The sequence below is a fragment of the Thioalkalivibrio versutus genome, assembly GCF_001999325.1.
Lineage (GTDB): Bacteria > Pseudomonadota > Gammaproteobacteria > Ectothiorhodospirales > Ectothiorhodospiraceae > Thioalkalivibrio > Thioalkalivibrio versutus.
On sequence record NZ_MVAR01000003.1, the window covers coordinates 66,619 to 91,145 of the forward strand.

General features: G+C 65.8%; 24 protein-coding genes. 19 read left to right on the forward strand and 5 right to left on the reverse strand.

All coding sequences use genetic code 11. From position 1 onward, the window contains the following. Positions 1–154 precede the first annotated feature (154 nt). The 13 genes from B0684_RS00810 to B0684_RS00875 all read left to right on the forward strand — a co-directional run bounded on the left by B0684_RS00810 (position 155) and on the right by B0684_RS00875 (position 12,829). Positions 155–970 carry a CheR family methyltransferase gene (locus B0684_RS00810; RefSeq protein ID WP_018145462.1) on the forward strand — a complete coding sequence of 272 codons (816 nt, stop codon included), beginning with the start codon at positions 155–157 and terminating at the stop codon, positions 968–970. Positions 971–1,186: 216 nt separating this feature from the next. Further along, positions 1,187–1,594, forward strand: coding sequence for a flagellar basal body rod protein FlgB (flgB, locus tag B0684_RS00815; RefSeq protein ID WP_018169963.1), 408 nt, complete (start codon positions 1,187–1,189; stop codon positions 1,592–1,594). Between the two features lie 327 nt (positions 1,595–1,921). Further along, positions 1,922–2,341 carry a flagellar basal body rod protein FlgC gene (flgC, locus tag B0684_RS00825; RefSeq protein ID WP_018169962.1) on the forward strand — a complete coding sequence of 140 codons (420 nt, stop codon included), beginning with the start codon at positions 1,922–1,924 and terminating at the stop codon, positions 2,339–2,341. 10 nt (positions 2,342–2,351) lie between these two features. Then, the gene (locus B0684_RS00830; protein ID WP_018650013.1) at positions 2,352–3,026 is read left to right on the forward strand and encodes a flagellar hook assembly protein FlgD; all 675 of its coding nucleotides are present in this window, start codon (positions 2,352–2,354) and stop codon (positions 3,024–3,026) included. Between the two features lie 43 nt (positions 3,027–3,069). Beyond that, positions 3,070–4,320, forward strand: coding sequence for a flagellar hook protein FlgE (gene flgE, locus B0684_RS00835; RefSeq protein ID WP_018650014.1), 1,251 nt, complete (start codon positions 3,070–3,072; stop codon positions 4,318–4,320). A gap of 32 nt (positions 4,321–4,352) precedes the next feature. Next, positions 4,353–5,093 carry a flagellar basal-body rod protein FlgF gene (gene flgF, locus B0684_RS00840; protein ID WP_018145467.1) on the forward strand — a complete coding sequence of 247 codons (741 nt, stop codon included), beginning with the start codon at positions 4,353–4,355 and terminating at the stop codon, positions 5,091–5,093. A gap of 34 nt (positions 5,094–5,127) precedes the next feature. Continuing rightward, the gene (flgG, locus tag B0684_RS00845) at positions 5,128–5,916 is read left to right on the forward strand and encodes a flagellar basal-body rod protein FlgG (RefSeq protein ID WP_018145468.1); all 789 of its coding nucleotides are present in this window, start codon (positions 5,128–5,130) and stop codon (positions 5,914–5,916) included. 4 nt (positions 5,917–5,920) lie between these two features. Continuing rightward, positions 5,921–6,619: a flagellar basal body L-ring protein FlgH gene (gene flgH / locus B0684_RS00850; protein ID WP_018145469.1), complete on the forward strand. Its 699-nt coding sequence runs from the start codon at positions 5,921–5,923 to the stop codon at positions 6,617–6,619. Between the two features lie 27 nt (positions 6,620–6,646). Further along, complete coding sequence (locus B0684_RS00855; protein ID WP_077276934.1) at positions 6,647–7,792, forward strand: flagellar basal body P-ring protein FlgI; 1,146 nt, start codon at positions 6,647–6,649, stop codon at positions 7,790–7,792. Then, positions 7,792–8,832 (forward strand): flagellar assembly peptidoglycan hydrolase FlgJ, encoded by a 1,041-nt coding sequence (gene flgJ / locus B0684_RS00860; RefSeq protein WP_018650016.1) that lies wholly within the window; start codon positions 7,792–7,794, stop codon positions 8,830–8,832. The genes B0684_RS00855 and flgJ overlap by 1 nt, the downstream gene beginning before the upstream one ends. Positions 8,833–8,894: 62 nt before the next feature. Beyond that, complete coding sequence (gene flgK, locus B0684_RS00865) at positions 8,895–10,769, forward strand: flagellar hook-associated protein FlgK (RefSeq protein ID WP_018650017.1); 1,875 nt, start codon at positions 8,895–8,897, stop codon at positions 10,767–10,769. 21 nt (positions 10,770–10,790) lie between these two features. Then, positions 10,791–12,062 (forward strand): flagellar hook-associated protein FlgL, encoded by a 1,272-nt coding sequence (flgL, locus tag B0684_RS00870; RefSeq protein ID WP_018650018.1) that lies wholly within the window; start codon positions 10,791–10,793, stop codon positions 12,060–12,062. 77 nt (positions 12,063–12,139) lie between these two features. Then, on the forward strand, positions 12,140–12,829 hold the full coding sequence (locus B0684_RS00875) for a hypothetical protein (RefSeq protein ID WP_018650019.1): 690 nt from the start codon (positions 12,140–12,142) through the stop codon (positions 12,827–12,829). Positions 12,830–13,708: 879 nt separating this feature from the next. Here the strand turns inward: B0684_RS00875 and B0684_RS00880 are convergent. The 3 genes from B0684_RS00880 to egtC are packed head-to-tail and all read right to left on the reverse strand — an operon-like array spanning position 13,709 to position 16,459. Beyond that, complete coding sequence (locus B0684_RS00880) at positions 13,709–14,458, reverse strand: SIMPL domain-containing protein (RefSeq protein WP_018650020.1); 750 nt, start codon at positions 14,456–14,458, stop codon at positions 13,709–13,711. A 12-nt stretch (positions 14,459–14,470) separates the two neighbouring features. Beyond that, entirely contained in the window at positions 14,471–15,661 is a 1,191-nt protein-coding gene (locus B0684_RS00885; RefSeq protein WP_018650021.1) for an SUMF1/EgtB/PvdO family nonheme iron enzyme, read from the reverse strand. Between the two features lie 15 nt (positions 15,662–15,676). Beyond that, a complete protein-coding gene (gene egtC / locus B0684_RS00890) occupies positions 15,677–16,459 on the reverse strand; it encodes an ergothioneine biosynthesis protein EgtC (protein WP_018650022.1) in 783 nt (260 codons plus the stop codon). 71 nt (positions 16,460–16,530) lie between these two features. On the opposite strand from egtC, the gene egtD reads away from it, so the two are divergent. The 4 genes from egtD to B0684_RS00910 all read left to right on the forward strand — a co-directional run bounded on the left by egtD (position 16,531) and on the right by B0684_RS00910 (position 20,194). Beyond that, entirely contained in the window at positions 16,531–17,553 is a 1,023-nt protein-coding gene (egtD, locus tag B0684_RS00895; RefSeq protein WP_018650023.1) for an L-histidine N(alpha)-methyltransferase, read from the forward strand. Between the two features lie 5 nt (positions 17,554–17,558). Further along, positions 17,559–18,071 carry a SixA phosphatase family protein gene (locus B0684_RS00900; protein WP_018145479.1) on the forward strand — a complete coding sequence of 171 codons (513 nt, stop codon included), beginning with the start codon at positions 17,559–17,561 and terminating at the stop codon, positions 18,069–18,071. 2 nt (positions 18,072–18,073) lie between these two features. Next, positions 18,074–19,573: an exopolyphosphatase gene (gene ppx, locus B0684_RS00905; RefSeq protein WP_018650024.1), complete on the forward strand. Its 1,500-nt coding sequence runs from the start codon at positions 18,074–18,076 to the stop codon at positions 19,571–19,573. Positions 19,574–19,642: 69 nt separating this feature from the next. Then, positions 19,643–20,194, forward strand: coding sequence for a hypothetical protein (locus B0684_RS00910; RefSeq protein ID WP_018650025.1), 552 nt, complete (start codon positions 19,643–19,645; stop codon positions 20,192–20,194). A 223-nt stretch (positions 20,195–20,417) separates the two neighbouring features. Here B0684_RS00910 and ppk1 read toward each other — a convergent pair whose 3' ends face one another. Continuing rightward, positions 20,418–22,502, reverse strand: coding sequence for a polyphosphate kinase 1 (ppk1, locus tag B0684_RS00915; RefSeq protein WP_018650026.1), 2,085 nt, complete (start codon positions 22,500–22,502; stop codon positions 20,418–20,420). Positions 22,503–22,702: 200 nt separating this feature from the next. Here ppk1 and B0684_RS00920 point away from each other — a divergent pair, with 200 nt between their 5' ends. Both B0684_RS00920 and B0684_RS00925 read left to right on the forward strand, forming a co-directional pair. Further along, positions 22,703–23,320 (forward strand): hypothetical protein, encoded by a 618-nt coding sequence (locus B0684_RS00920; protein ID WP_018145483.1) that lies wholly within the window; start codon positions 22,703–22,705, stop codon positions 23,318–23,320. Between the two features lie 49 nt (positions 23,321–23,369). Continuing rightward, the gene (locus B0684_RS00925) at positions 23,370–23,690 is read left to right on the forward strand and encodes a putative signal transducing protein (RefSeq protein ID WP_077276935.1); all 321 of its coding nucleotides are present in this window, start codon (positions 23,370–23,372) and stop codon (positions 23,688–23,690) included. Positions 23,691–23,696: 6 nt separating this feature from the next. On the opposite strand, the gene B0684_RS00930 is transcribed toward B0684_RS00925, so the two are convergent. Beyond that, entirely contained in the window at positions 23,697–24,440 is a 744-nt protein-coding gene (locus B0684_RS00930) for a lytic transglycosylase domain-containing protein (RefSeq protein ID WP_018650027.1), read from the reverse strand. Positions 24,441–24,527 lie beyond the last annotated feature (87 nt).

Genomic DNA, 24,527 nt, shown 5'->3' on the forward strand with positions numbered 1-24,527 from the left:
GGTGGCCGGAAGTCGGTGTGTATGGTGCCATGCGCGCGACGCCGTATACTCGATCCGATCTTCGGGATCACCCCGGTTTTCGGCCAAGCGGCCTCGGTCAAGGATTCGTCATCAGGATGCCTAATCACGATGGACAGCGCTCAGGGATGACTCGGTGATCGATTCCCGCGACTACGAGGAGTTCTCCCGCTTCCTGCAGGACTGCTGCGGCTTGGTGTTGGGTGACAGCCGCCAGTACCTGGTTTCCAGTCGTCTGTCGCGGCTGCTCGACGAGTTCGACTTCAAGAGCGTCCCGGAACTGCTGCATGCGATGCGGCAGGCCCCGAATCCGCGCCTGCGCACCCGCGTGATCGATGCGATGACGACCAACGAGACGTCCTGGTTCCGCGATGGCTTTCCGTTCGAGATCCTGCGCCACGTGCTGCTGCCGGAACTGGCGGCGAAGGGAGGCAGCATCAAGGTCTGGTCCGCGGGATGCTCCAGTGGGCAGGAGGCCTATACGATCTCGATGGTGGTCTCGGAATGGGAGGAGTCGCGGCCGGCTCGGAAGGTGCCGGTCTCCATTCTGGGCACGGACCTGTCAGAGAAGATCCTGGACGATGCGCGGCGGGCCGTGTACGACGGCTTGAGCATCGTGCGCGGGCTCAGCGAGAGCCGGCGCGCGCGCTTCTTCGAGACCGTCGCGGATGGCCACAAGGTGATCCCGGATGTGCAGCGGCGCTGTCGCTTTCAGAAGCTCAACCTGATCGACAGCTATGCGGCGCTGGGCAAGTTCGACCTGGTGTTCTGCCGCAACGTGCTGATCTATTTCTCGGGCGACACCAAGCGACAGGTTCTTGACGCTATCGCCCGGCAGATGAATCCGGGCGGGTATCTGTTTCTTGGCGCTTCCGAGACCGCAGGGCCCTATACCCAGGCTTTCGAGACCGTACGAACCGAGTACGGCTCGGTACTTCGTCTGAAGTCCTGACGTAATCCAGCCCCGGGGCTGATTCCCGGGAACGCCCGTGCAATGCGGGCGGCGAGTCGTTCCATCCCTTCCCCTGGCTGCCCGCTGTGCCTGCGCCCCTAAGGCACGCCGCTCGAGAATGGCATAACGATTGCTTCAGTCCCCCTGCGAAGGGTCGCAATCGGTGCGCCCCGTTCTCCAAGCGAGGGTCCGCCACGGGCGGACAGGACGGAAGCGATGAGTCTCTCTCTCGACAAGGCGATGGGTATTTCTCCGCAGGCGGTGAATGTGCGGGCGCAGCGCATGGAGCTGCTGGCCTCCAACATCGCCAACGCGGATACCCCGAACTACAAGGCGCGGGATATCGATTTTCGTGCGGTGCTCGAATCCGCGGCCGGCGGCGGCAACACCTTGCCCATGGCGCGCAGTCAGGCGGCGCATCTCGACCCCAACGCCGGCGCGATGAACGGGCAGGTCGAGGCGCTTTACCGCGTCCCCTCGCAGGCGTCGCTGGATGGCAACACGGTGGACCCGCAGATGGAGCGGGCCGCATTTGCCGAGAACGCGGTGCAGTACCAGAGCAGTCTGGAATTCCTCAATCGCCGGGTCTCCGGCATCCGCGAAGCCCTGCGGGGCGATCGTTAAGGAAACACTGATTAATGTACACACTCGCGTTGGTACCCCAGGTTTTCCGAGCCAAGGCGCGGTGCGCAGCCGGTAGTGGTTCTACCGGCAAGTGCCGCAACGCAGGATCGGGGAACCTGGGGTGCCAACCCCCGCAAGTCATGGAAAGTAGGGGGGCGGCCGCCCGTTGTTATCAAAAACGGGCGCGGGAACGGCGTTGCGGTTCCTTTGTGCAGAATGACTGCACGGCAGTCACCGCGCCTTGTTCGCACGCAAAAGGGACTCGAGCGCGAGCGTGTACATCAATCAGTGTTTCCTTAACGCGGACCTGATCGGGAGATCGATGTCGTGAGCAACCTTTTCAGCCTGTTCAATACCTCCGCCTCGGCGCTGTCGGCGCAGTCGGTGCGCCTGAACACCGTGGCCTCGAACCTGGCCAACGCGAACACCGCCGCGACCAACCCCGACGAGGCCTATCGCGCCAAGCAGGTGCTGTTCCAGAGCGTGATGGACCAGGCCAACCCGAACGGTTCGTCGACCTCCGTGCGGGTGGCCGGCGTGACCGAGTCGCAGGCGGCGCCGCATGCGCATTACGAACCCCATCACCCGCAGGCCAACGAGGAGGGCTACATCTTCCGTCCGGCCATCAGCGTGGTGGAGGAGATGGCCAACATGATGTCCGCCTCGCGCAACTACGAAGCCAACGTGGAGGTGATGGAGACCTCGCGTCAGCTGCTCCAGCGCACATTGCAGATCGGTCAAGGCTAGGGAGCCATCGATGACACAGATATCCCCCGAATTGCTGGATCGCCTGGGCCTCTCGCGCCCCGAGCAGAAACAGGACAAGGACATGGACCGCCTGGGCCAGTCCGACTTCCTCAAGCTGATGACGACCCAGCTGGAGAATCAGGACCCGATGGAGCCGATGGACAACGGCGACTTCCTGGGCCAGATGGCGCAGTTCTCGACCGTAACCGGCATCGAGGAGCTGTCCAAGTCGTTCCAGCAGCTGGCGCAGTCGCTGGGGCAGAACCAGACGCTGCAGGCGGCATCCCTGGTAGGCAAGGACGTGCTGGTTCCCGTCGAATTCGGCGAGCTGGGTCCGGACGGCCTGATCAAGGGTGCGGTGGACCTGGATCGCTCCACGGAGGAGCTGCAGATCGACGTCTACAGCCCGAACGGCGAGCGCATCCGCCGCATGAACCTGGGCGCCGCCGGCAGCGGCCTGCAGGAGTTCAGCTGGAACGGCATGCGCGACGACGGGACCTTCGCACCCCCGGGCGTCTACGAGTTCAAGGCCACGGCCCGCTCCGGTACCCAGTCCGAGGCCGTGGATACCTTCCTGGATGCCCGCGTGGAGAGCGTCGCGGTGGGTAACGATTCCGGGCTGGCACTGACCGTGCAAGGCCTGGGCGAGATCAGCTTTTCGGATGTACGGCGGATTGGCGGCTAACGGCCGGCGCGCGTCGAACGAACCCTAACGGAGGAAACACCCCATGCCCTTCAATATCGGATTGAGCGGACTGAACGCGGCCCAGGCCGACCTGCAGACCACCGGCAATAACGTCTCGAACTCGGGGACCACCGGTTTCAAGCGCTCGCGGGCGGAATTCGGTGACGTGTTTGCCCAGAGCTTCGGTGGCATCAGTCAGACGGCGATCGGCTCCGGCACGCGCCTGCAGGCGGTGACCCAGCAGTTCTCGCAGGGCCGGACCGAGTTCACCGAGAACGGCCTGGACCTGGCCATCAACGGCGAGGGCTTCTTCGTCCTGAACGACCAGGGCAGCACGGCCTATACCCGCGCCGGGGAGTTCCAGGTCAATCGCGACGGCTTTTTGGTGAACAACCAGGGCCAGCAATTGCAGGGCTATCCACCGCAGGATGCCAACACCGCCGACCCGAATTTCAATACCGGGCAGCTAGAGGATATCCGCTTGCAGACCGGCGCGGCACCACCCAACGCGACCACCGATATCGAAACATTGGTGAACCTGCGTTCGGATGCCGAAAATTTGGTGGCTGATAATTTCAGCTTTGATGATCCGGAAAGCTATAACTTCTCTACCTCTCTGACGGTCTACGACTCTCTCGGCACGGCCCGAGATGCCTCGATCTATTTTGTTAAGACCGACGACCTCGAGTGGGAAACCCATGTCCGTGTGAGTGATGGGTTGGACGGTGCGGGGGGGGCGCAGTTTTTCGAAAGCGATTCGCATACTCTGCAGTTCAATTCGAATGGTCAATTGGTCGGCGGTGAAGAATTCGACTTCGCGACCGATCGACAATTCGAAAACGGTGCGGACGCACTCAACACGACCATTGATTTTTCCGGAACCACGCAGTTCGGTGGGGACTTTGCGGTCAATGACCTGAACCAGAACGGTTTCGCCTCCGGGCGCCTGACGGGCGTGGATATCGATGACTCCGGGGTGGTTTTTGCCCGCTTCACCAATGGTCAGTCGACGGTACTGGGGCAGGTGGCGATGGCCAGCTTCACCAATCCGCAGGGCCTGGAGCAGTTGGGCAACAACAACTGGGCCGAGACCTTCGCGGCCGGCGAGCCGGTTTTTGCGGCACCCGGGACCGGCAACCTGGGAACCATCCAGTCCGGGGCCCTGGAGGCCTCCAACGTGGATATCGCCCAGGAACTGGTGAATTTGATCACCGCGCAGCGCAACTTCCAGGCGAACGCGCAGACGATCTCCACGGCCGATCAGGTCACCCAGACGATCATCAACATCCGCTAAGTCGCGGATGAGACGCTGAAGAGGGCTTGAGCATGGATCGATTTCTGTACATCGCGATGTCCGGTGCGAAGGAGACGATGCACGCACAGGCCATCAACAACCACAACCTGGCCAACGCCAATACCGACGGCTTTCGCCAGGCGCTGGCCACGGCAGATACCTTGCCGGTGCGCGGGCCGGGCCATGCCTCGCGCGACTACACCCAGATTGGCAACGATGCGGTGGACTTCAGCAAGGGCAAGATGCAGAGCACCGGGCGCGATATGGATATCGCCATCGAGGGCGAAGGCTTTATCGCGGTGCAGGGCCCGGACGGGGAGGAAGGCTACACCCGCGCCGGCTCGCTGCATGTGGATGCCTTTGGGCTGCTGCGCACCGCGCAGGGTCACCAGGTACTGGGGGATGGCGGTCCGATTGCCATCCCGCCGGCGGAGCAGATCGAGATCGGCACTGACGGGACCATCAGCGTGCGCCCCCTGGGCGTGGGCCCGGAGGCCCTGGCGGCGGTGGAACGCATCCGCCTGGTCAACCCGGACACCGACGAGCTCCAGCGCGGGGATGACGGCCTGTTCCGCCTGGCGGAAGGGGGCGAGGCCCCGGCGGATGCCGAGGTGCGTGTGGTCTCCGGGATGCTGGAGGGCAGCAACGTGAACACCGTGGAGGCGCTCACGCGGATGATCGAGCTGTCCCGCCACTTCGAGATGCAAGTGAAGATGATGGACAGCGCCAACACGCTGGAACAAAGCAGCAACCGCTTGCTCGGCCTCGGCTGATGCGCGGCTTCGAGAGTAACGACAGGAGAGCACCATGAACCAGGCACTGTGGATCGCCAAGACCGGCCTCGACGCGCAGCACACGCGCATGTCGACGGTCTCGAACAACCTGGCCAACGTGAACACCACCGGCTTCAAGAAGGACCGGGCGGTGTTCGAGGATCTGATCTATCAGACCGTGCGCCAGCCAGGCGCCCAGGCCACCCAGGATCAGCAGCTGCCCTCGGGCCTGCAGATCGGTACCGGGGTGCGCGCCGTCTCCACCGAGAAGATGTTCCAGCAGGGCAACCTGCAGCAGACGGACAATTCGCTGGACATGGCCATCGAGGGCCGCGGGTTCTTCCAGATCCTGCTGCCGGACGGAAATGTGGGCTACACCCGGGACGGCAGCTTCCAGTTGAACTCGGATGGCCAGGTCGTGATGTCCAATGGCTACCCGCTTCAGCCGGGTCTGTTCGTGCCGGAGGACACCCAGTCCCTCTCGATCGGCAAGGACGGCACGGTGACCGCGCAGATCCCGGGGCAGGCCGCCCCGGTGGAGCTGGGCAATATCCAGCTGGCGGACTTCGTGAACCCGGCCGGTCTGCAGGCGGTAGGTGAGAACCTGTTCCGCGAGTCTGCGGCCTCGGGCGTGGCGCAGCAGTCCCTGCCGGGCCTGAACGGCACCGGCACCGTGGTGCAGGGCTCGCTGGAGACCTCGAACGTGAACATTGCCGAGGAGCTGGTGAACATGATCGAGACCCAGCGCGCCTACGAGGTCAACTCCAAGGCGATCTCCGCGGCCGACCAGTCGCTGCAGTTCGTTAACCAGACGATCGGGTGATCTGATGACGCGCCTCGGAACCGTTCTCCGCCTGGCCCTGGCCGTGACCGCCGCATTGTTGCTGTCCGCCTGCGCCGCCACCCAGACGACCAAGCCGGACGACAACCCGGAGTACCAGCCGGTGATGCCGGCGCAGCCGGTCCCGCAGTCGCAGAACAATGGCGGCATCTACCAGGCCGCCCACTCCCAGGGGCTGTTCGAGGACTACAAGGCGCGCAATGTCGGCGACATCCTGACGGTCATCCTGGCGGAGAGCACCAACGCGCAGAAGTCGGCGTCGACCTCCACCGGCAAGGATTCCAACCTGGAGCTGGGCAATCTCTCGGCCTTCGGCCGCGATGCCACGTTCAACGGTCGCCCGTTGTTTGGGGCGAGCAACTCGAGTTCGCGGGACTTCGACGGGTCCGGGGACTCCTCGCAGAGCAACCAGCTAGACGGCGAGATCACTGTGACCGTCGCCGAGGTCCTGGCGAACGGCAACCTGGTCGTGCAGGGCGAGAAATGGCTGGGCATCAACCAGGGCGAGGAGTACGTGCGCTTCCGCGGCATCGTGCGCCCAGTGGACGTAACCACCAACAACACCGTGCTCTCCACCCAGGTGGCCAACGCCCGCGTGTACTACGGCGGTTCCGGCGTACTGGCGGACAGCAACACACCCGGGTGGATCACGCGCTTCTTCAACAGCCCGATCTGGCCCTTCTGACCCGGCATGACCGTGGCGAGGTACGACATGGATTCCACACGCACGACACAACGCGCCTCAGGCTTACCGGCTGCGCCGTTCGGCGACTGGCGCCGGCTGGGGCTACTGCTCCTGGCGGCGCTGCTGGTGGCGGGGCTGGGGAGTGCCGCGGTCTCGGCGCAGACCGCGATGCAGCAGCAGGTGGCCATGCAGGAGCGCAGCTACATGGAGCGGGTCAAGGATGTGGCCAGTGTCTCCGGCGTGCGGGATAACCAGCTGATCGGTTATGGCCTGGTGGTCGGCCTCGATGGTACGGGGGACCAGACCACCCAGACCCCGTTCACCGTGCAGAGCCTGAACAATATGCTGGGCCAGCTGGGGCTGACGCCGGACGCCGGCAACCCGCAGCTGCGCAACGTGTCCGCGGTGATGGTCACGGCTGAACTGCCACCGTTCGCCAAGGCGGGGCAGCGGATCGACATCACCGTGTCGTCCATGGGCAATGCGACCAGCCTGCGCGGCGGCACGCTGCTGATGACGCCGTTGAAGGGGGCGGATGGCCAGACCTACAGCATCGCCCAGGGCAATCTGATCGTGGGCGGCTTTGGCGCCGAGGGCACCGATGGCTCGCGCATCACCGTGAACGTGCCCAGCGTCGGCCGTATTCCCAACGGCGCAACCGTGGAGCGCGAGGTCCCGACCGCGTTCGCCCAGGGCGATCACGTCACCCTGAACCTCAATCGGCCGGATTTCACTACCGCCAACCGCCTGGTGCAGACGGTGAACGATACCTTCGGCCATGGCGTGGCCCATGCCCTCGACGGCTCGTCCGTGCGGGTGCGGGCGCCGGCGCGCGTGATCGTCAACTCGCGTACCGGGACCGTGGTGATCGGCTCCAGTGTGCAGGTGACGCCTGCGGCCGTCTCCCACGGCAGCCTGACCGTCACCATCAGCGAGGCACCGCAAGTGGTCCAGCCTGCGCCCTTCGGCGAAGGCGAGACGGCTATCCAGCCGGATACCGACATCGCGATCGAGGAGGGCGACAACACCATGTTCCTGTTCGACCCGGGCACCTCGCTGGACGAGATTGTCCGCGCCGTGAACAACGTGGGCGCGGCCCCGGGCGATCTGGTCGCGATCCTGGAGGCCCTGCGCGAGGCCGGTGCCCTGCGTGCGGAGCTGGTGGTGATCTGATGATTGGCTCGGGCGTCGATACCCAGATGCAGGCCCGCGCGGCCATGGCCTCGGACCCCAGTGGTCTGCAGGACCTGGCCCGGGGCGCGCGTTCGGGCGATCAGAAGGGTCTGGAGGCCGTGGCTCGCGAGTTCGAGGCCATGCTGATCGGCCAGATGCTCAAGCAGATGCGTGAGGCCTCTCTGGGCGACGGCCTGTTCGACAACGACCAGAGCGAGATGTACCTGGAGATGCAGGATCAGGAGTTCGCCAAGGCCATGAGCCAGGGCGACGGCATCGGCCTCCGTGATGCCCTGATGCGCCAGCTCTCCGCCCAGCAGCCTGTCGATCCCGAGACACTGAATGATCCGGATCGCCAGGCGGCTCTGGAAATGCCGCGTCGACGCTCGGAGCTGGATACCCTGCGGGCGTTGCAGGGCGGTCCCGAGGCCGAGTTGCAGCCCGTGGGGCCGCAGCGACCCGAGTCTACTGGCCCGCAAGCCGCGCGACCGGGTGCGGCACAACCGGCGCCGATTGCCTGGCCGCCGCGGGATGCCGCCGATTTCGTGCAGACCCTGGAACCGCTGGCACGGGATGCCGCCGCCGAGCTCGGGGTCGAGCCCGGCATCCTGCTGGCGCAGAGCGCGCTGGAGACCGGCTGGGGGCAGCACGTGCCGTCGCGGGCCGACGGCCAGCCGAGTTTCAACCTGTTCGGGATCAAGGCCGACAGCCGCTGGGATGGCGATCGCGTCTCCGTGGGGACGCTGGAGTTCCGCGAGGGCGTCGCCCAGCGCGAACAGGCACGCTTCCGGGCCTATGCCGATCCGTCCGAGTCGTTCTCCGATTACGTCGATTTCATTCGCAACAATCCGCGTTACCACCGGGCCCTGCAGGCCGGCGATGACGCGCAGTACATCCGCGAGCTGCAGGACGCCGGCTATGCCACCGACCCGGCTTATGCGGACAAGGTCCTGCGGGTGCGCGACCAGATGGCCGCGCATCGTGACAGTGGATCGACTCAAGTCGCGGCCGATGCGGCCGTTACCCGTACCAAGGGGTAGAGCATGAAGCAGAAATGGCCCAGTCCGATGATTAAACAGGCGTTGTCGCGGGAGGCACGGGCATGAGCGCGTCCGGCATCGGCACCTCCGCGCTGCTGGCGTTCCAGCGCGCGATTGGCACGACCAGCAACAACATCGCGAACTCGGCGACCGAAGGCTACAGCCGCCAGCGCACCGAGCTGTCCAACCTGACGCCGCAGTTCCTGGGGGGCAGCTTCCAGGGCCAGGGCGTGCAGGTGGACACGATCCGCCGTATCTCCGACGATTTCGTGAATACGCAGCTACGCAACTCGATCTCGGATCAGTCGAATGCCGAGCTGAAGGCCTCGCTGGCCGGGCGCATCGACGACCTGCTGGGCAGTTCCAGTTCGGGGCTGACACCGGTGCTGCAGGACTTCTTCGACGCCGGCCAGGATCTGGCCAACGACCCTACCTCCAGCGCCGCGCGCACGGTCTTCCTGACCGAAGCGGAGTCTCTGGCCGAGCGATTCGCCTCGATCGACCGGCGCATCGAGGAGCAGCGCGACATCATCAACGGCCAGATCCGTACCAACGTCGACGAGATCAACTCGCTGACCGAGGCGGTCGCGGGGCTCAACCGCGAGATCGTGTCCAAGTCCACCCAAGGCACCCCGAACGATCTGCTGGACCAGCGCGACCGCGTGCTGAACCAGCTGGCGGAGAAAGTGAACGTCCGCATCACCGAGCAGGACGACGGCGCGGTCAATGTGTTCGTCGGCAACGGCCAGGCGCTGGTACTGGGCGGTAACAACCGTGAATTGGTCGCCGAGTCGCTCACGGGCGACCCGCGCTCCCCGGACATCGGACTGGCCACCAGCGGCGATCCGGTCAACATCTCCCGCTTCATCCAGGGCGGCGAGCTGGGTGCACTGCTGGAGACCCGGACCGGCATCATCGACGAGGCCCAGAACACCCTGGGCCGCCTCGCGATCAGTATCGGTGAGGAATTCAACCAGCAGAACAATCTCGGGCTGGACCTGGAGGGCAATCTGGGCGCGGATATTTTCGGGATCAGCGATCCGACCGTGCGTGGGTTCCCGGGAAATGAGTCCGGTGGTGTCCCGGAAGTGGAGATCACGGATGTCCGCGCCATGACAACGTCCGACTACCGTCTGCGTAATGTCGGGGGCGAATACGAGTTGACCCGGTTGTCTGATGGCACCTCGGAAACATTCGACAACGGCGTGCTCGAATTCGACGGGATCAAGGTGAATATCGGGGAAATTACGAATGCCGTGGACGGGGACGAGTGGCTGATCCAGCCGACGCGCAACGGCGCGCGGGATTTGTCTGTGGAGATGACAGACCCCTCTAGGATTGCGGCTGCGGCCGCCGTGCGGGCCGACCTCGGCGAGGACAACAAAGGGGATGCCACGATCGCCTCGGTTCGCGCGGTGGACGCCGACGCCCTCGACTTGGATTCGGTTACCGTCGAGTTTGATGGGGATGGGTTTGTTGTCGACGGTGATGACGATCCAACCGTTGAGACCGGCCCTGACGGCGTGACAACCATTGCGTTCAAAGGCTGGGAGATGGAGATCCGCGGCACGCCAGCGGAAGGGGATACCTTCGTGGTGAGAAGCAATGAGGACCATCCGGGCGATAACCGCAACATGCTGGCGATGAACGATCTGTCGGATGAACGGCTGGTGGGCGGTGATCGTACCTTCGGGGATGGCTACAACAGCCTGTTGGCCAATGTCGGCACGCGCACCCGCCAGGCGCAGGTCGCGCAGGAATCCGCCGATGCGCAACTGGAGCAGGCGCGCGCCCAGCGCGAGGCGGTGTCCGGCGTCAATCTGGACGAAGAGGCGGCGGACCTGATCCGCTATCAGCAGGCCTATCAGGCGGCGGCCCAGGTCATCTCGGTCAGCAATTCGCTGTTCGATACACTGCTCGGCGCGGTCCGCCGCTAGCGCCCACCGGGAGACACGAACATGCGTATTTCGACCACCCAGATCTTCCAGACCGGGATCGACCAGATCCAGCGCGGCCAGACGGAGCTCAACCGGACCTCGCTGCAGATGGGACGGGGCGAGCGCATCCTGTCGCCGTCCGATGACCCGAGCGGTGCGACCCAGGTCAATCAGTTCGAACGCATCATCCAGGCCACCAAGCAATACCAGCGCAATATCGACAACACCCAGCCGCGCCTGCAGCAGGAGGAATCGGCCCTGCAAAGCGGGACCGACCTGCTGCAGCGCGCACGCGAACTGGTGGTGGCCGGCAACAACGACAGCCAGACCAACGAGACCCGTAGCTATCTCGCCGGCGAGCTGCGCCAGCTGCGCGAAGGGATGTTCGATATCGCGAACACCAAGGACCCGAACGGCGAATACCTCTTCGCCGGCACGAAGTCGTTGCAGCAGCCCTTCCAGCAGGATGGCACGGGTGAGGTGCGCTACAAGGGAGCCGAAGGTACGGGCAGCGTCCGCGAGGTGGCGATCTCGGCCAACCGGAAGATCCCGGTGGGCGATACCGGTGCGCGCGTGTTCATGGATATTCCGGAGAACGATGGGCGTGTCGGGGCCGAGGTTGCGAACCGTGGGGCCGGCAGTCGGCTGGTAGTAGAGCAAACGGGCGTAGCAAATCAGTCTTCCTTGACGACTGACGAGTACATGATCCGGTTTGAAGAAAATGACGACGGCAGTTTCAGTTATGGCGTTTATCAGGTGGGTGAGGACGGTGAAATTCCTTTCGATGAAGGGGAGCGTGTTTCTCTTCTCGACGGTGACGGTCCCGTGGCGGGCGATTACGTCCCAGGTGCTGCGATCGAGTTTGCAGGCCGTTCCGTTACGGTGAGTGGAACACCTGCAACTAATGACCAGGTGCTTTCCAGGCCGGCGCAGAACAAGAGTGTGTTCGAGACCCTGGACGCGATCATCGCGGCCCTGGAAGAGGGCGGCGCCAGCGGTACGAGCCGGGCCAACCTGGCGACGGCCAGCAACACTGCACTGGCCGACCTGGACACCGTGCTGGGGAATTTCAGCGATATCCGCGCCGAGGTGGGGTCACGCCTGAAGACCTTTGATCAGCAAAAAGATCTGAACGAGGACCGGCTGGTGGACCTGAACAGCGCGGTGTCCGAGATTCGCGACCTGGACTACGCCGAGGCGATCAGCCGCTTCAACCAGCAGCAGGTGGCCCTGCAGGCCGCGCAGCAGACCTATACCCAGGTGAACCGACTGTCGCTGTTCGATTTCCTCTGATCCGTCTCCCTGGCCGGGCGGGCCATGGTTGCGCCTTTGTGCGACCATGACGCCGTCCTGATCTGCGAGAGTCCGGCATGGCCAAGAACAACGAACCCTCCGCGCCCATCCAGTACCGTTCTACCGGGCGTCCCCCGCGCTACCTGATTGTCCTGTTAATCCTGGCTGCGTTGTGGGCCGGCTTCTGGGGTGTCATCCACCTGCAGTCGGGTGAGCCCGAGGCGGTGACGCTGGACGTCGAGGAGCAGGCCGAGCTGGAGGCCAAGTTGCAGGCGCTGGGGCCGCGCGATGCCGAGCCCCGCCCGGACCAGGCACCCGGTGACCCGATCATCGATCTCGACGCCGAGGCCGAGCCGCTGGTCCCGGAACTCTACGAGGAACGCGCCGAGGCACGCAGCGTGCGCTTCAGCGAGCGCGAATTGAATGCCCTGATCGCCCAGGACCCGGACTTGGCCGGACGCGTGGCCATGCGTCTGACGCCGGGGCAGGTCAGCACTCGGGTGCGTATTGATGTTCCGGCCGATATCCCACTCCTTGGGGGCCGTGTCCTGAATGTCCGCTCGGGTGTCCGCTTCGAGACCGAGGATGGGCGGGTGCATGCGCGCCTGGTCGGTGTCAGCGTCGCCGGAATCCCGCTGCCGGATGCCTGGCTGGGCGGGCTGAAGGACGAAGACCTGCTGGCGCTGGAGCCCTTCCAGCAACTGCGCGCGGGCATCGAGTCCATCGAGGTCCGCGACGGCGAACTGGTGCTGGAACTCGCCCGCTAAAGCCGCTCGAGTCCGTCCGCGAATCACACCGTTTCCCGCACGCGTTCATTTTTCCGTCAATGCCTCTACTAGGCGCGGAGGAGTGCGGGGTGGTTGCGGTGCCCCTGATGCGTTTCGATCCTCAGGGAGACGCAATGCATAAACGGCGATGGCATGGAGTACCAAGCCCATCGGTCGCCCGGATCCTCACCGTGAGCCCGTCATCCCGGAAACCGCGCAGCGGTTATCCGGGATCTGCATCGTTGGAGGTGGCACAGACGTCGGGGTGTTTGTGCGCGGGGAGGTCCCGGCTCTTCGCTGCGCTACGGCCGGGATGACGGGAACGGGGGCGTTACGGCCGGGATGACGAGAACGGGAGCGCTGTGGCCGGGATGATGGGAAAGGATCGTCCCACCGGGATAACGGCCGGGGGATTGGGGCTGGATGGATGCACCCACGTTCGGAATGACCGTCTAACCCTCAGAATGGCCACCCAACCCCTGTCATCCCGGAAACCGCGTAGCGGTTATCCGGGATCTCCATCGTTGGAGGTGGCACAGGCGTCGGGGTGTTCGTGCGTGAGGAGATCCCGGCTCTTCGCTGCGCTACGGCCGGGATGACGAGAAGGGGAGCGCTGTGGCCGGGATGAGGATTGGGGGCTGTTTGCTGCGGGCGTCGGCTTGGGCTGCGTACGGCCTTGTGGCGCCCGTTGGTAGCCCGCCGAGGGGCGGTTTACGGACTCTACATATCCGAGGGCTATCCCTGATCATGAACGACGTAGGGTGCCAATGAGCGCAGCGAATTGCACCGATCGTGGCGCGGGGCGCTCGGGGACCGGGGCCTGCATGGGAACGGTGCGGTTCGGCTGGCACCTCACGGCACCCTGCGGTGAGGTAGGTGCTAACGCGGGGTGACGCGCAGGGTCTCGGCGCCCAGGGCCTGCAGGCGTCCACGCACGCTGAGGGTCAGGGTGGAATGCCCGGCCTCCAGCGACGGCTGGCTGGCTGACTCGTCCATGGCGCGCATGGCCATCATGGGCTGTGGCCGATCGTAGTGATCGTCCGGCAGTTCCACTTCCAGTGTGCGCAGGTGCGTGGCCCCCAGCGAGCGGGCGATGACGCGCGCTTGTTCCTTCAGGTCTTCCATGGCCTCTTCGATCATCGCCTCGCGATGTTCCTGGCGTGCCTCGGGGCTGAGGGAGAATCGGATCTGGCTGACGTTGAGGTCCCGCTGCTGGAGCGCGCCGACCAGTTCGGTCAACCGATCGAAATCGGCTCCGGTCAGTTCCAGGTTCTGCTGGACCAGCCAGGCATTGATGCGGCTGCGGTCGTCGGAGTCGTGAATGGCGCGGGTGGAATAGCCGATGGTGCGCGCGTCAATCCCATCCTGTTCGCCGGCGCGTTCCAGTGCGGCCTGCATGTTGCGGTTGACGGTGGCAGCGGCCGTGGCGGCCTCCGGGGCGCGGGCCTCGGTCGTCATCAGCACGGTCATGTGGTCGTTGGCGACCTGGCGCTCGGCCTTGCCGGTCAGGGCCAGCGTGGTTCCGCCGTCGCTGGCGATGGCCGTAGCCGGAAACGCCAGGACCAGGGCGGCGAGCCCGGCGACGAGCCAGGACGGGCGGGACGCGAGGGGAGTGTTCTTCGGTCGCATGTTCATGAACCTCTACAGATTGCGCGCAAGCCGGAGGCCGGCGAACACGTGGCGTTTTTCGGGGGTGAAGAAGTTGCGCATTGTAGAGCGGGTGAGCAATGGATCGCTCCAGGCGCTTCCGCCGCGCAGAACGTAGTGTTCGCCGTCGAACCAGGGTAGGGAGTATTCCTTGTACGGAAAGGGCTGGAAGCCCGGGTAGGGCTGAAAGGGGTTGCCGCACCATTCCCATACCTGGCCCGTGGCGCGCAACCGCCCGGCCTGGGCGGCGTGTTCCCATTCGTGTTCGTGGGGGAGGCGGGCGCCCACCCAGCGGGCGTAGGCCGAGGCCTCGAACCAGGAGAGTCCGACGGCGGGTGCATGCGGATCGAGTGCCTGGGTGCCGTGGGGGAGGGTTTGTACCCGGGTCCCGTCGGGTAGCTTCCACCACCCGAGAGGTGCCTCGATGCCCGTTTGTACCAGCCAGGTTCGACCCGGCGGGTCCCAGTGGGGGCCCGGGCGGTAGCCTCCGGCCTCGATAAACGCGGCGATCTCGGCATTGGAGACCGGATGGGAGCGGATCGTGTGGGGCGCGAGCCGGACCGGGTGGAGGCCCCGCTCGTTGTCGAAGGCGGTCGCCGCGTCGCTACCGCTGACATGTTCGCCGGCCGGGCACTCGATCCAGTCGCCGCCGGCCGCCAGTGCCGGTTTTGGCTCCTGCGCTCGGGGTGGGGCGGGGCGATGCAGACGGGCGAACCAGCGCACCTGCTCCAGGCTTTCCAGGTGCATGGCGTGGTGCTGCGCGAGAAAACCGGTCAGGTAGTCCCGCTCGAGCAGGGGATGGCGACGCACCGCCGGATGGTTGTGCAACAAGTCCAGGTGGTGTTGCTGGCTGGCCTGGCCCCATTCCAGCAGGGATTGGCGCGTCGGGAGTCTTCCGCCGCGGCGCCACTTCGGGCTCTGTTCCGGGAAGTAGAGATCGTGCCAGTCGCGCCGATCTGGCGGTGGTTCACCCAGGATGCGTTCGTGTAGCCATACCGCCTCGATGAAATGGCAATGGGCGTAGTGCCACCCGATGGGACTCAGGTCCGGGTGATACTGATTGCGCCATTCGTTCCCCGGTGTCGACTCCAGTGCCGTGTTCAGGCGGTCGTGCTGGGTCGCCAGGCAGTCCAGGAGGTCGGATGGGTGCGGGCTTGCACTCGGCTGCGGATGGGCGGCATTCATATCCGGTGGAGCGTGTTACAGCGCCAGGAGTTCCGGCGGTTCGTCGGGATCGAGGATTAGAAGATGGCCGGGTGGGACCGGGCGCCAGCGTTCGCGGTCGGTAAGGGGCTCGGAGGCCACGACCACGCTGTCGTCGGGGAACGTCTCGTCATCGGTGGTGTAGTAGAGGCTGGGACAGGGCGCATTGACCGCATGGCGGCTGGCGATGATGCGGCGGCCGTCGGACAGGATCACGTTCAGCAGGGCGGTGTCGGCACCCAGCCAGGTCTCCACGGTGGAGAACGCCTCGCCGAGGGCGCCCTCCAGCGTCGCGTTGTCGTCATCGGCCAGGTATTGGCGGACCAGGGCGAAGAGGTATTCGGAATCGGTGGTTCCCTCGATGCTCGATTCGACCTCCTGGCTGAGGATGTTCTGGATCTGGCGCCGGATGTCGGGACGGAAGCGGCTGATCAGGCCGTTGTGGCTGTACAGCAGGCCGTCGCGGGCGAATGGCTGGGCGTTGACGGTGTCGCCGCCGAAGCCGGGGGTTGCACTGCGGATGGCCGCAATCCACAGGGGCTGGGTCATGTCGCTGGCCAGATCCACCAGGTTGGGATCCTGCCAGAGCGGATCGGCGCGCCGGTAGTGGCGCGCAATGCCCCCCTCGCCAAACCACCCGAAGCCGAAGCCGTCGGCGTTGACGCGGGCATACACCAGCTCCTGCGGGGCCATGGCTTGCTCGATCAGGTTGTGTGGCGGATCCAGGATCAGGCTGCGCAGCGTGATCGGAGGACCCAGATAGGCGAGGTGTCGGCACATGGCTAGGGTCAGTTGGGGCGTCCGGGGTTTCGTGCTAGCGTGCCGCAAACCACCCCGATACGGAAGCCCGGATGTCCGCCGAACCCAGTGCTGTCTCTATTTCCCCTCGTTACAGCCGCCAGGTGGTGGAGGAACGCGACGCCCACGCCGACTTGCTGGCCGATTTCCGCGCGGGGATGCTTGAGCCGCCCCGGTCCCTGCCGCCGAAGTATTTCTACGATGCGCGCGGATCGCAGCTGTTCGATGCGATCTGCGATACCCCGGAGTATTACCCCACGCGCCTGGAGGCCGACCTGCTGGAGCGGCATGCCGAAGCGATCCTGGAGGCGTCCGGGGCGCGCACGCTGTTTGAACTCGGCAGCGGGACGTCGCGCAAGACCGAGTACCTGCTGGCGGCGCTGGAAGCCCGCGTCTCCGCGCCCCATTACGTCGCGAACGATGTCTGTGGCGAGATCCTCGACGAGGCCGGCGCGCGACTCCTGCAGCGCTTCGATCAGATGCGGGTGGACAGCCTGTGCGGGGACTATGCGGCGGCGCTGACCCATCTGGCCGATGTTTCCGGTGCGCAAGCCGACGGTCCGCGCCTGTTTGCCTTTCTCGGCAGCAGTCTGGGGAATTTCGAGGACGCCGAGGCGGCTGCACTGCTGCGACGAATCCGCGACACCATGAACCCCGAAGACCGGCTGCTGCTGGGGCTGGACCGGGTCAAGCCGCGCCCGGTCCTGGAGGCGGCCTACAACGATGCGGCGGGGGTAACCGCGGCATTCAACCTGAACCTGCTGTCGGTGTTGAATACCGAGTTGGGGGCGGACTTCGATCCGGAGGGTTTCGAGCATCGCGCTCCGTTCGTCGAAGACCTCTCGCGGATCGAGATGCACCTGGTGTCGCGGCGACAGCAGACGGTGCGCGTGTCGGAGCCGGAGGCGGTTCTGGAGATCGCCGAAGGCGAGGTGATCCGGACCGAGATCTCGCGCAAGTTCAGCCGCGAGGCCATCGACCGTCTGCTGATGGCGGCCGGGCTCGAACATGCGGCACAGTGGTCCGCGCCCGAGGAGTGGTACTCCCTGTTTCTGCTGCGGCCGGGGGCGGACTGAGCGGGATGCGCGCACCGCGGCTGGTGCTGGTGCGGCACGCCCAGGCCGGAAACCCCGGCGACTGGGACGGGGCGGATCGTGACCGGCCGCTGACCGACAAGGGCCAGGTGAGTGCGGTACGCATGGCGCAGGCGCTCGGGGATCTGCTGCCGGGATCGGTCGAGCTCCTTTGCAGCCCCTATCTGCGGGCCCGCCAGACGGCGATCCCCCTGTCCCAGGCGCTGGATGTCCCGGTGCGGCAGAAGAAATGGCTGGCGCCCGGACAACCCACGGGGCTGGAGGTCGAGGCCCTGGCCCGCAATCTCCCGGCGGATGGCGGCCTGGTGATCGTGGGACACGAGCCGGACCTGTCGCTGCTCGTAAGCTGTCTGCTGGGCACGACGGGCGGGCGGAGTCTGGTTCATATGGGCAAGGGCGATGCCTGCGGATTGACGGGCGCGCTGCCGGGCCCCATGCAGCTCGCCTGGCACCTGCCTCGACGTATCCTCGAACGGCTGGCCGGCGGTGAGGCGGATTGAACATGCACACGGAGAACGATGCCGAGACGGTTGCGGCCGTTGATCTGGGTTCCAACAGCTTTCACATGATCGTGGCACGGCGCCAGGACGGCGAGGTCCTGAAGGTCGACCGCATCAAGGAGACGGTGCGTCTTGCCAGCGGTCTGGATCCCGATGGACAGCTGGATCCGGAGGTGGGGCAGCGTGCCCTGGCTTGTCTGGATCGCTTCGGCCAGCGACTGCGGCAGCTGCCGCGCGGCTGCGTGCGCGTGGTCGGCACCAACACCTTGCGCCAGATGGACGACAGCCGCGCCTTCCTGCGCGCGGCGGAAGAGGCCCTGGGGCATCCGGTGGAGATCATTGCCGGACGCGAGGAAGCGCGGCTGATCTACCTGGGTGTGGCGCATGCGCTGGCGGACGATAGCGGCCGCCGGCTGGTGATGGATATCGGTGGCGGCAGTACCGAATTCATTATTGGAGAGCGCTTCGAGCCGGTCCTGGCCGAGAGCCTGGAGATGGGCTGCGTGACGTTCACCCAGCGCTTCTTCGCCGATGGCAAACTGACGCGCAAGGCCTTCGCAGCCGCGCAACTGCAGGCGCAGCGGGAGCTGCAACCGATCGCGAGTGCCTACCGCGCGGCCGGCTGGGAGCAGGCGCTGGGGGCGTCGGGTACGATCCTGGCGCTGGACCGCATGGTGCATGAGGGGGAATTGGACGAGGCGCCGGGTGTAAGCCGCGAGAACCTGGAGCGGCTCCGCGATGCGCTGATCGAGCAGGGGGCCATCAAGCGGCTGAAATGGCCTGGTCTGGCCGAGGACCGGGCGCCCGTGATTGCCGGTGGCCTTGCGGTGCTTCTGGGTGCCTTCGAGGCGTTGGGGATCGAACGGCTGCACCCCTCGGACGGGGCCCTGCGCGAGGGCGTGATTCACGACCTTCTGGGACGTTTTCGGCACGAGGACGTGCGTGGCAGCACCATTCACCATCTGCGCCGGCGGTTCGCGGTCGATGCGTCCCAGGCGGAGCGGGTGCAGGCGACGGTGGCGCGCCTGGTGACCGCCGTTCGCGCCGCCTGGGAGCTCGGCGAGGACGACGCGGAACGCCTGGATTGGGCGGCCGAACTGCACGAGATCGGCCTGGCACTGGCCCACAGCAAATACCACAAACATGGGGAGTACATCCTCACCTGGGCCGACCTGCCGGGTTTCTCGCAGCCCGAACAGGCCGAGCTGGCGTGGCTGGTGCGCCTGCACCGGGGCGGGCTGAAGCCCAAGCTGTTGTCCGGGGTGCGAGAGGATCGCGCGCGGCCGCTGCTGTTCATGGCGGCCCTGCTGCGTCTGGCCGTGTTGCTGCATCGTTCGCGCGCGCCGGATCCGGTGCCGCTGGAGCGCATCGAGGCGACGCAGGAGGGTCTGACGCTGACCTTCGCGCCCGACTGGCTGGATACCCACCCGCTAACGCGCGCCGATCTGGATGCGGAACGCGAGGACTGGGCGCGCCACAAGCTGGAACTGGAGTTCGAGTGAGCCCCTATTCCGAACCGGACACAAGGAACGCAGGATGCTGACATTGTGGTCTGGATCTAAGTACTCGCGGTGCCGCTGTGGGTCGGCATCTGGTGGTCGGCGACCGGGTTTCGGTTGATGCGACACAACCGGTTGCTGGCACTGCCCTTCCTGCTCAGCCTGGTCTATGTGATCGGGAATGCGCTGCTGGTGGCGGTGTTCGGCGGGCTCAGCGAAGCCACCTACGAGGAGGGTCGGTACGTGTTCATCACCGACCGGGCCATGATTGCGGTTCAGGCGACGGCGAGTGTGCTGATCGTGGCGACCATCGTCTACGGCTTGAGCATCCGCAGGGTCCCGGTGCATTTCATTCGCTTCATGGTGTACGCATTCGTGGCGCTGCTGGGGGTGATGGCGCCGATCCTGTGGATTCCGGCGCAGGAGGCGGAATTCTTCTTTGTGCTCCGCCATGTGCAGTCGATCGGCCTGAATTTCGGGCTGTTCCTCTGCGTGGCCGGGATCGTGGTCCTGCTGCAGGACCTGCTGCGGCACGGCGACGCCGAGGTCAGCTTGCTGGGCGGGATGCACGATGTCTCGCGTTCCGGCACCGCTTCAGCGGACCGGGACCACGACAAATCCTGACCTGACTAGCCATGACGTTCAGCCAGCCGCCGGGTCGCAGGATGGGATGAGCGCAGCGAATCCCATCAAGGGATTGGCACGACGCCGGAAATGGTGCGTTTCGCTGCGCTCAACGGCACCCTACCGCGGCGGAAGGGAGCCAACGCCTGGGAGAACGTTCCCTGCAATTGGCTGAAGCTCGTTGCTAATGAGGGATTCTGAAGTCGGCGAGACAGAGGGTCGCTCAGCCCGTGGTGGCACCCGACAGTTGGGCGGTCAGGGATTCCTGGGCGGAATAGGGGATCTCGCCCGCGGTTGGCCGGATGCGTTGGTAGCTGCCGTCGGGCTGCAGTGCCCAGGCGGTGGAGCTGTCCTGCAGGTAGTTGAACAGGGATTCCTCGGCGACGCGGTCGCGCAGGTCCGGGTCGCGTACGGGGAAGGCCACCTCGACGCGGCGGAAGAAGTTGCGCGGCATCCAGTCGGCGCTGGACAGGAACACCTCGGGGTCGCCGCCGTTCTCGAAATAGAACACGCGGGAGTGTTCCAGGAACCGGCCCAGGACCGAGCGCACCTCGATGGTTTCCGAGATGCCGGGCACCCCGGGGCGCAGGCTGCAGATGCCGCGCACGACCAGCTGGATGGGGACGCCCGCCTGCGAAGCCTTGTAGAGGGCCTGGATGATCTTCGCCTCGTTGAGCGAGTTCATGCGCGCGACGATGCGGGCGGGCTTCCCGGCCTGGTGGTTGTCGATCTCGCGCTGGATCTTCTCGAGCATCGCGGCATGCAGGCGGAACGGCGCCTGGAGCAGCTGGCGCAGCCGGGTCACCTTGCCCAGGCCGGTGAGCTGGAGGAACACGCGGTGGACGTCCTCGGTAAGCACCGGATCGGCCGTCAGCAGGCCGAAGTCGGTATAGGCCTTGGCGGTGCCGGAGTGATAGTTCCCGGTGCCCAGGTGGGCGTAGCGGGTGATGCGGTCGCCATCGCGGCGCACGACCAGCGCCAGCTTGGCGTGGGTCTTGTAGCCGACCACGCCGTAGGTGACGTGGACCCCGGCGTCCTGCATGCGGTTGGCCAGTTCGATGTTGTCGGCCTCGTCGAAGCGCGCCCGCAGCTCGATCACGACGGTGACCTCCTTGCCGGCCTGCGCCGCCTCGATCAGGATCTCGACCAGCGGCGAGCGGGTGCCGGTGCGGTAGAGCGTCTGCTTGATGGCCAGCACCCGCGGATCCGCCGCCGCCTGGCGCAGGAAGTCGACCACCGGCATGAACGACTGGTAGGGGTGATGCAGCAGCAGCTCCTGGTCGCGGATGCAGGCAAAGATGCCGCTGCCGCTCGTGTCACTGCGGGGCAGGGCCGGGACCAGCGGGGGAAACTTGAGGTCCGGGCGGTCCACCAGTTCGTGCACGGCCATCAGACGGTTCAGGTTGACCAGTCCGGTGACCTGGTAGAGGTCGTCCGGCTCCAGGTGGAATTGCTGCAGCAGGAACTCCGCGACCTCCTGCGGGCAGTTGTCCGCGACCTCGAGGCGCACGCCGGCACCGTAGTTGCGCTGGGGCAGCTCGCCCTCCAGGGCGTTCAGGAGGTCGTCGATCTCCTCCTCCTGCACGAACAGGTCCGAGTTGCGGGTCAGCCGGAACTGGTAGCAGCCGGTGACCTTCATGCCCTGGAACAGCTCGTCCACGTGCGCATGCAGGATGGACGACAGCAGCACGAAGTCGTTGTCGCCGCTGGCGACCTCCCGCGGCAGCCGTACCAGGCGCGGCAGGGAACGCGGGGCCTGGACCACGGCGCGGCCGGATTCCCGCCCGAAGGCATCCTTGCCCTTGAGGGTGACGATGAAGTTCAGGCTCTTGTTGAGGATGCGCGGGAACGGATGGGCCGGGTCCAGGCCGATCGGGCTGAGGACTGGCTGGAGTTGTTCGCGGAAGTACTCCCGCACCCAGTCCCGCTGGGCCGCGTCCCAGTGGGTGCGCCGAACGAAGTGGATCCCCTCCGCTGCGAGTGCCGGGATCAGTTCGTCGTTCAGGGTGCTGTACTGCTGTTCCACCAGGTCGTGGGCGCGCGGCGCGATCTGGCGCAGCTGTTCAGCGGCCGAGAGGCCATCCGGGCCCGGGGCCTGCACGTTCAGTTCGACCTGCTGGCGCAGCGAGCCCACGCGGACCTCGAAGAATTCGTCCAGGTTGGTGGAGGAAATGCTGAGGTAGCGCAGGCGTTCCAGGAGCGGGAAGGCCGGGTCCTGGGCGATGGCGAGTACCCGGCGGTTGAATTCCAGCAGGGACAGTTCGCGGTTGAGGAACAGGTCGGTTTGGGTCACGTCGGCATCCGGCATGCACGACTCGCGGCAGAAGTGGGACCGAGAGTCTATGACGGCATTATGTCAGTTCCGTGAACCGGGGTCGGTTGGGACGGCCCGGAACGGTCCTGGAAGTCCCCGGGCGGCGTACCTGAACTGCGCTGTCTCGGCGCTGGTGGCTATACTTGAATGCTTGATCATGCAGCGCGAAACGCGCTGCCGTAAGGAGAAGTCCGTTGGCCGAATTTACCCTGACACTGCACGCGCGCGACGAGGCACAGCCGGAGCTGCACAAGGTCTCGGTGGTCGCCGAAGGCGAGCTGCCCGAATACGGTCAGGTCTGGGTCTGGGACATCCTCTACGCCCGGCAGTTGTTCGCCCTGGGCGAGGTGCAGGCGGCCCAGGACCTCAAGGAGACCCTGGAGCTGTGGGCAGTGAACATGTCCAGCAAGGTGTTTCAGCCCCACGGCCATATCCTGTCCAAGGGCTACCTGGACCTGTCCGAGAACCTGCAGCTCGTGACTGGGGACGATATCCCCGCCGCGGCCGAAGGCGATCGCCAGGTGGTGGTCTCGGTCGATGGCCAGGCCGGGCAGCTGCCGGATGTCGTGGTGTCGCCGGAGAGCCTGACGGCCGAAGAACGCCAGGACCTCGTGCTGGGGCTCGGGCAGTACTTCAACTTCGAAAATCCGATGTTCGCGCGCGAGCTGCCGATCCACGTGCTGGCCATGCGCAAGTACTACGCGGACATCAACTTGCCGCATACGCAGATCGCCCTCGACGAGGCCCCGTTCTTCGCCATCCAGAAGGCGATGGAGTACTTCCAGGCCGCCAACCAGGGCACCGTGCAGTAGGCACCGCCGCCGCTGCGCCGGGTCCGGGCTGCGTGCTACGGTCGCGATCATGAGGACCGTCTATTCTGCCGCCGACCCGGTGATGGCCGGGTTCATCGAGACCCTGCTGCAGGAGGCCGGCATCCCGGCCTACGTGAACCAGGCCGGGCTTTACGGTGCCGTCGGGGAAGTCCCGCCGACCGAGACCTGGGCCCGCATTATGGTGGTGCACGAGGAACAGGCCGAGGAGGCGCGCGCCATCATCCTGGAATACCTGGAGGGCGAGCCCGAACACGACGGCCGCGACTGGAAGTGTCCGCGCTGCGGCGAGGTGATCGAGCCGCAGTTCACCCAGTGCTGGAACTGCGGCCGGGACAAGCCCAAGGCCTGAGGGTCGTCAGTCGGGCCGCCCGTTGCCGCCATACTGGGCGCGGATGCGCTGGATGTAGTTCTGCGTCTCGCGAAACGGGGGCACGCCGCCATGCCGTTCCACCGCGCCGGGGCCGGCATTGTAGGCGGCCAGGGCGAGATCCAGATCCCCCTCGAAGCGATCGAGCATGGCGGCCAGGTAGCGCGTGCCGCCATCGATATTCTGGGCGGGATCAAAGCGGTCGGTCACCCCGAGATCGGCGGCTGTAGCGGGCATCAGCTGCATCAAGCCGTGCGCGCCCACCCGGGATACCGCCTGCGGATCGAAGCAGGACTCCACGTGAATCACCGACTGCACCAGCGCCGGGTCCACGCCCTGGCGGTGGGCGGCGTTGTGGATGAGGTCCGCGAAGTCGCCACCGCCGGTGGCCAGGGCATTGCGGGCGCGGGCGCCGCAACGCGCGCGGGCGGTCGGTCGGCCGTAGGTAGCGATCAGCTCCATGCCGCTATTCTGCTGACGCTGGTTGGTGATCAGGCGCTCTCCACCCGGGCCCTGGAACACGAAGATCTGACTGGGTGACCAGTTTCCACCGCCGGGTGTCGAGGTGACCGTGCCGGCGCCGCCGGGCGAACGGATGGTCTCGTAGGGAACGCCCTGCGGGCGCTCGTCGGTCAGGACCCGGGCCCCGGAGGCATCGCGAAAGGAGTAGAGCTCGGCCGCGCTGGTGCCGGCCAGAGCCAGCCCCGCCACCAGTATCAGCAGGCGCAGCACCGTCCGACCGGAATGCTTACCATGGTGCCTTGTATGCAAGCCCTGTTCCCCCTGGCCCGGATGCGAGCCGAGTACTGATCCCGATGA

Excerpts from the sequence above, each read along its gene's own strand:
- ppk1 (WP_018650026.1), bottom strand. The coding sequence starts at position 22,502 with ATGCCGGATGCCGACGTGACCCAAACCGACCTGTTCCTCAACCGCGAA.
- B0684_RS00925 (WP_077276935.1), top strand. The coding sequence starts at position 23,370 with ATGAGGACCGTCTATTCTGCCGCCGACCCGGTGATGGCCGGGTTCATC.
- flgK (WP_018650017.1), top strand. The coding sequence starts at position 8,895 with ATGAGCGCGTCCGGCATCGGCACCTCCGCGCTGCTGGCGTTCCAGCGC.
- B0684_RS00900 (WP_018145479.1), top strand. The coding sequence starts at position 17,559 with ATGCGCGCACCGCGGCTGGTGCTGGTGCGGCACGCCCAGGCCGGAAAC.
- flgE (WP_018650014.1), top strand. The coding sequence starts at position 3,070 with ATGCCCTTCAATATCGGATTGAGCGGACTGAACGCGGCCCAGGCCGAC.
- B0684_RS00855 (WP_077276934.1), top strand. The coding sequence starts at position 6,647 with ATGGATTCCACACGCACGACACAACGCGCCTCAGGCTTACCGGCTGCG.
- flgJ (WP_018650016.1), top strand. The coding sequence starts at position 7,792 with ATGATTGGCTCGGGCGTCGATACCCAGATGCAGGCCCGCGCGGCCATG.
- flgL (WP_018650018.1), top strand. The coding sequence starts at position 10,791 with ATGCGTATTTCGACCACCCAGATCTTCCAGACCGGGATCGACCAGATC.
- flgH (WP_018145469.1), top strand. The coding sequence starts at position 5,921 with ATGACGCGCCTCGGAACCGTTCTCCGCCTGGCCCTGGCCGTGACCGCC.
- flgG (WP_018145468.1), top strand. The coding sequence starts at position 5,128 with ATGAACCAGGCACTGTGGATCGCCAAGACCGGCCTCGACGCGCAGCAC.
- B0684_RS00875 (WP_018650019.1), top strand. The coding sequence starts at position 12,140 with ATGGCCAAGAACAACGAACCCTCCGCGCCCATCCAGTACCGTTCTACC.
- egtD (WP_018650023.1), top strand. The coding sequence starts at position 16,531 with ATGTCCGCCGAACCCAGTGCTGTCTCTATTTCCCCTCGTTACAGCCGC.
- B0684_RS00885 (WP_018650021.1), bottom strand. The coding sequence starts at position 15,661 with ATGAATGCCGCCCATCCGCAGCCGAGTGCAAGCCCGCACCCATCCGAC.
- ppx (WP_018650024.1), top strand. The coding sequence starts at position 18,074 with ATGCACACGGAGAACGATGCCGAGACGGTTGCGGCCGTTGATCTGGGT.
- B0684_RS00880 (WP_018650020.1), bottom strand. The coding sequence starts at position 14,458 with ATGCGACCGAAGAACACTCCCCTCGCGTCCCGCCCGTCCTGGCTCGTC.
- flgF (WP_018145467.1), top strand. The coding sequence starts at position 4,353 with ATGGATCGATTTCTGTACATCGCGATGTCCGGTGCGAAGGAGACGATG.
- flgB (WP_018169963.1), top strand. The coding sequence starts at position 1,187 with ATGAGTCTCTCTCTCGACAAGGCGATGGGTATTTCTCCGCAGGCGGTG.
- egtC (WP_018650022.1), bottom strand. The coding sequence starts at position 16,459 with ATGTGCCGACACCTCGCCTATCTGGGTCCTCCGATCACGCTGCGCAGC.
- B0684_RS00830 (WP_018650013.1), top strand. The coding sequence starts at position 2,352 with ATGACACAGATATCCCCCGAATTGCTGGATCGCCTGGGCCTCTCGCGC.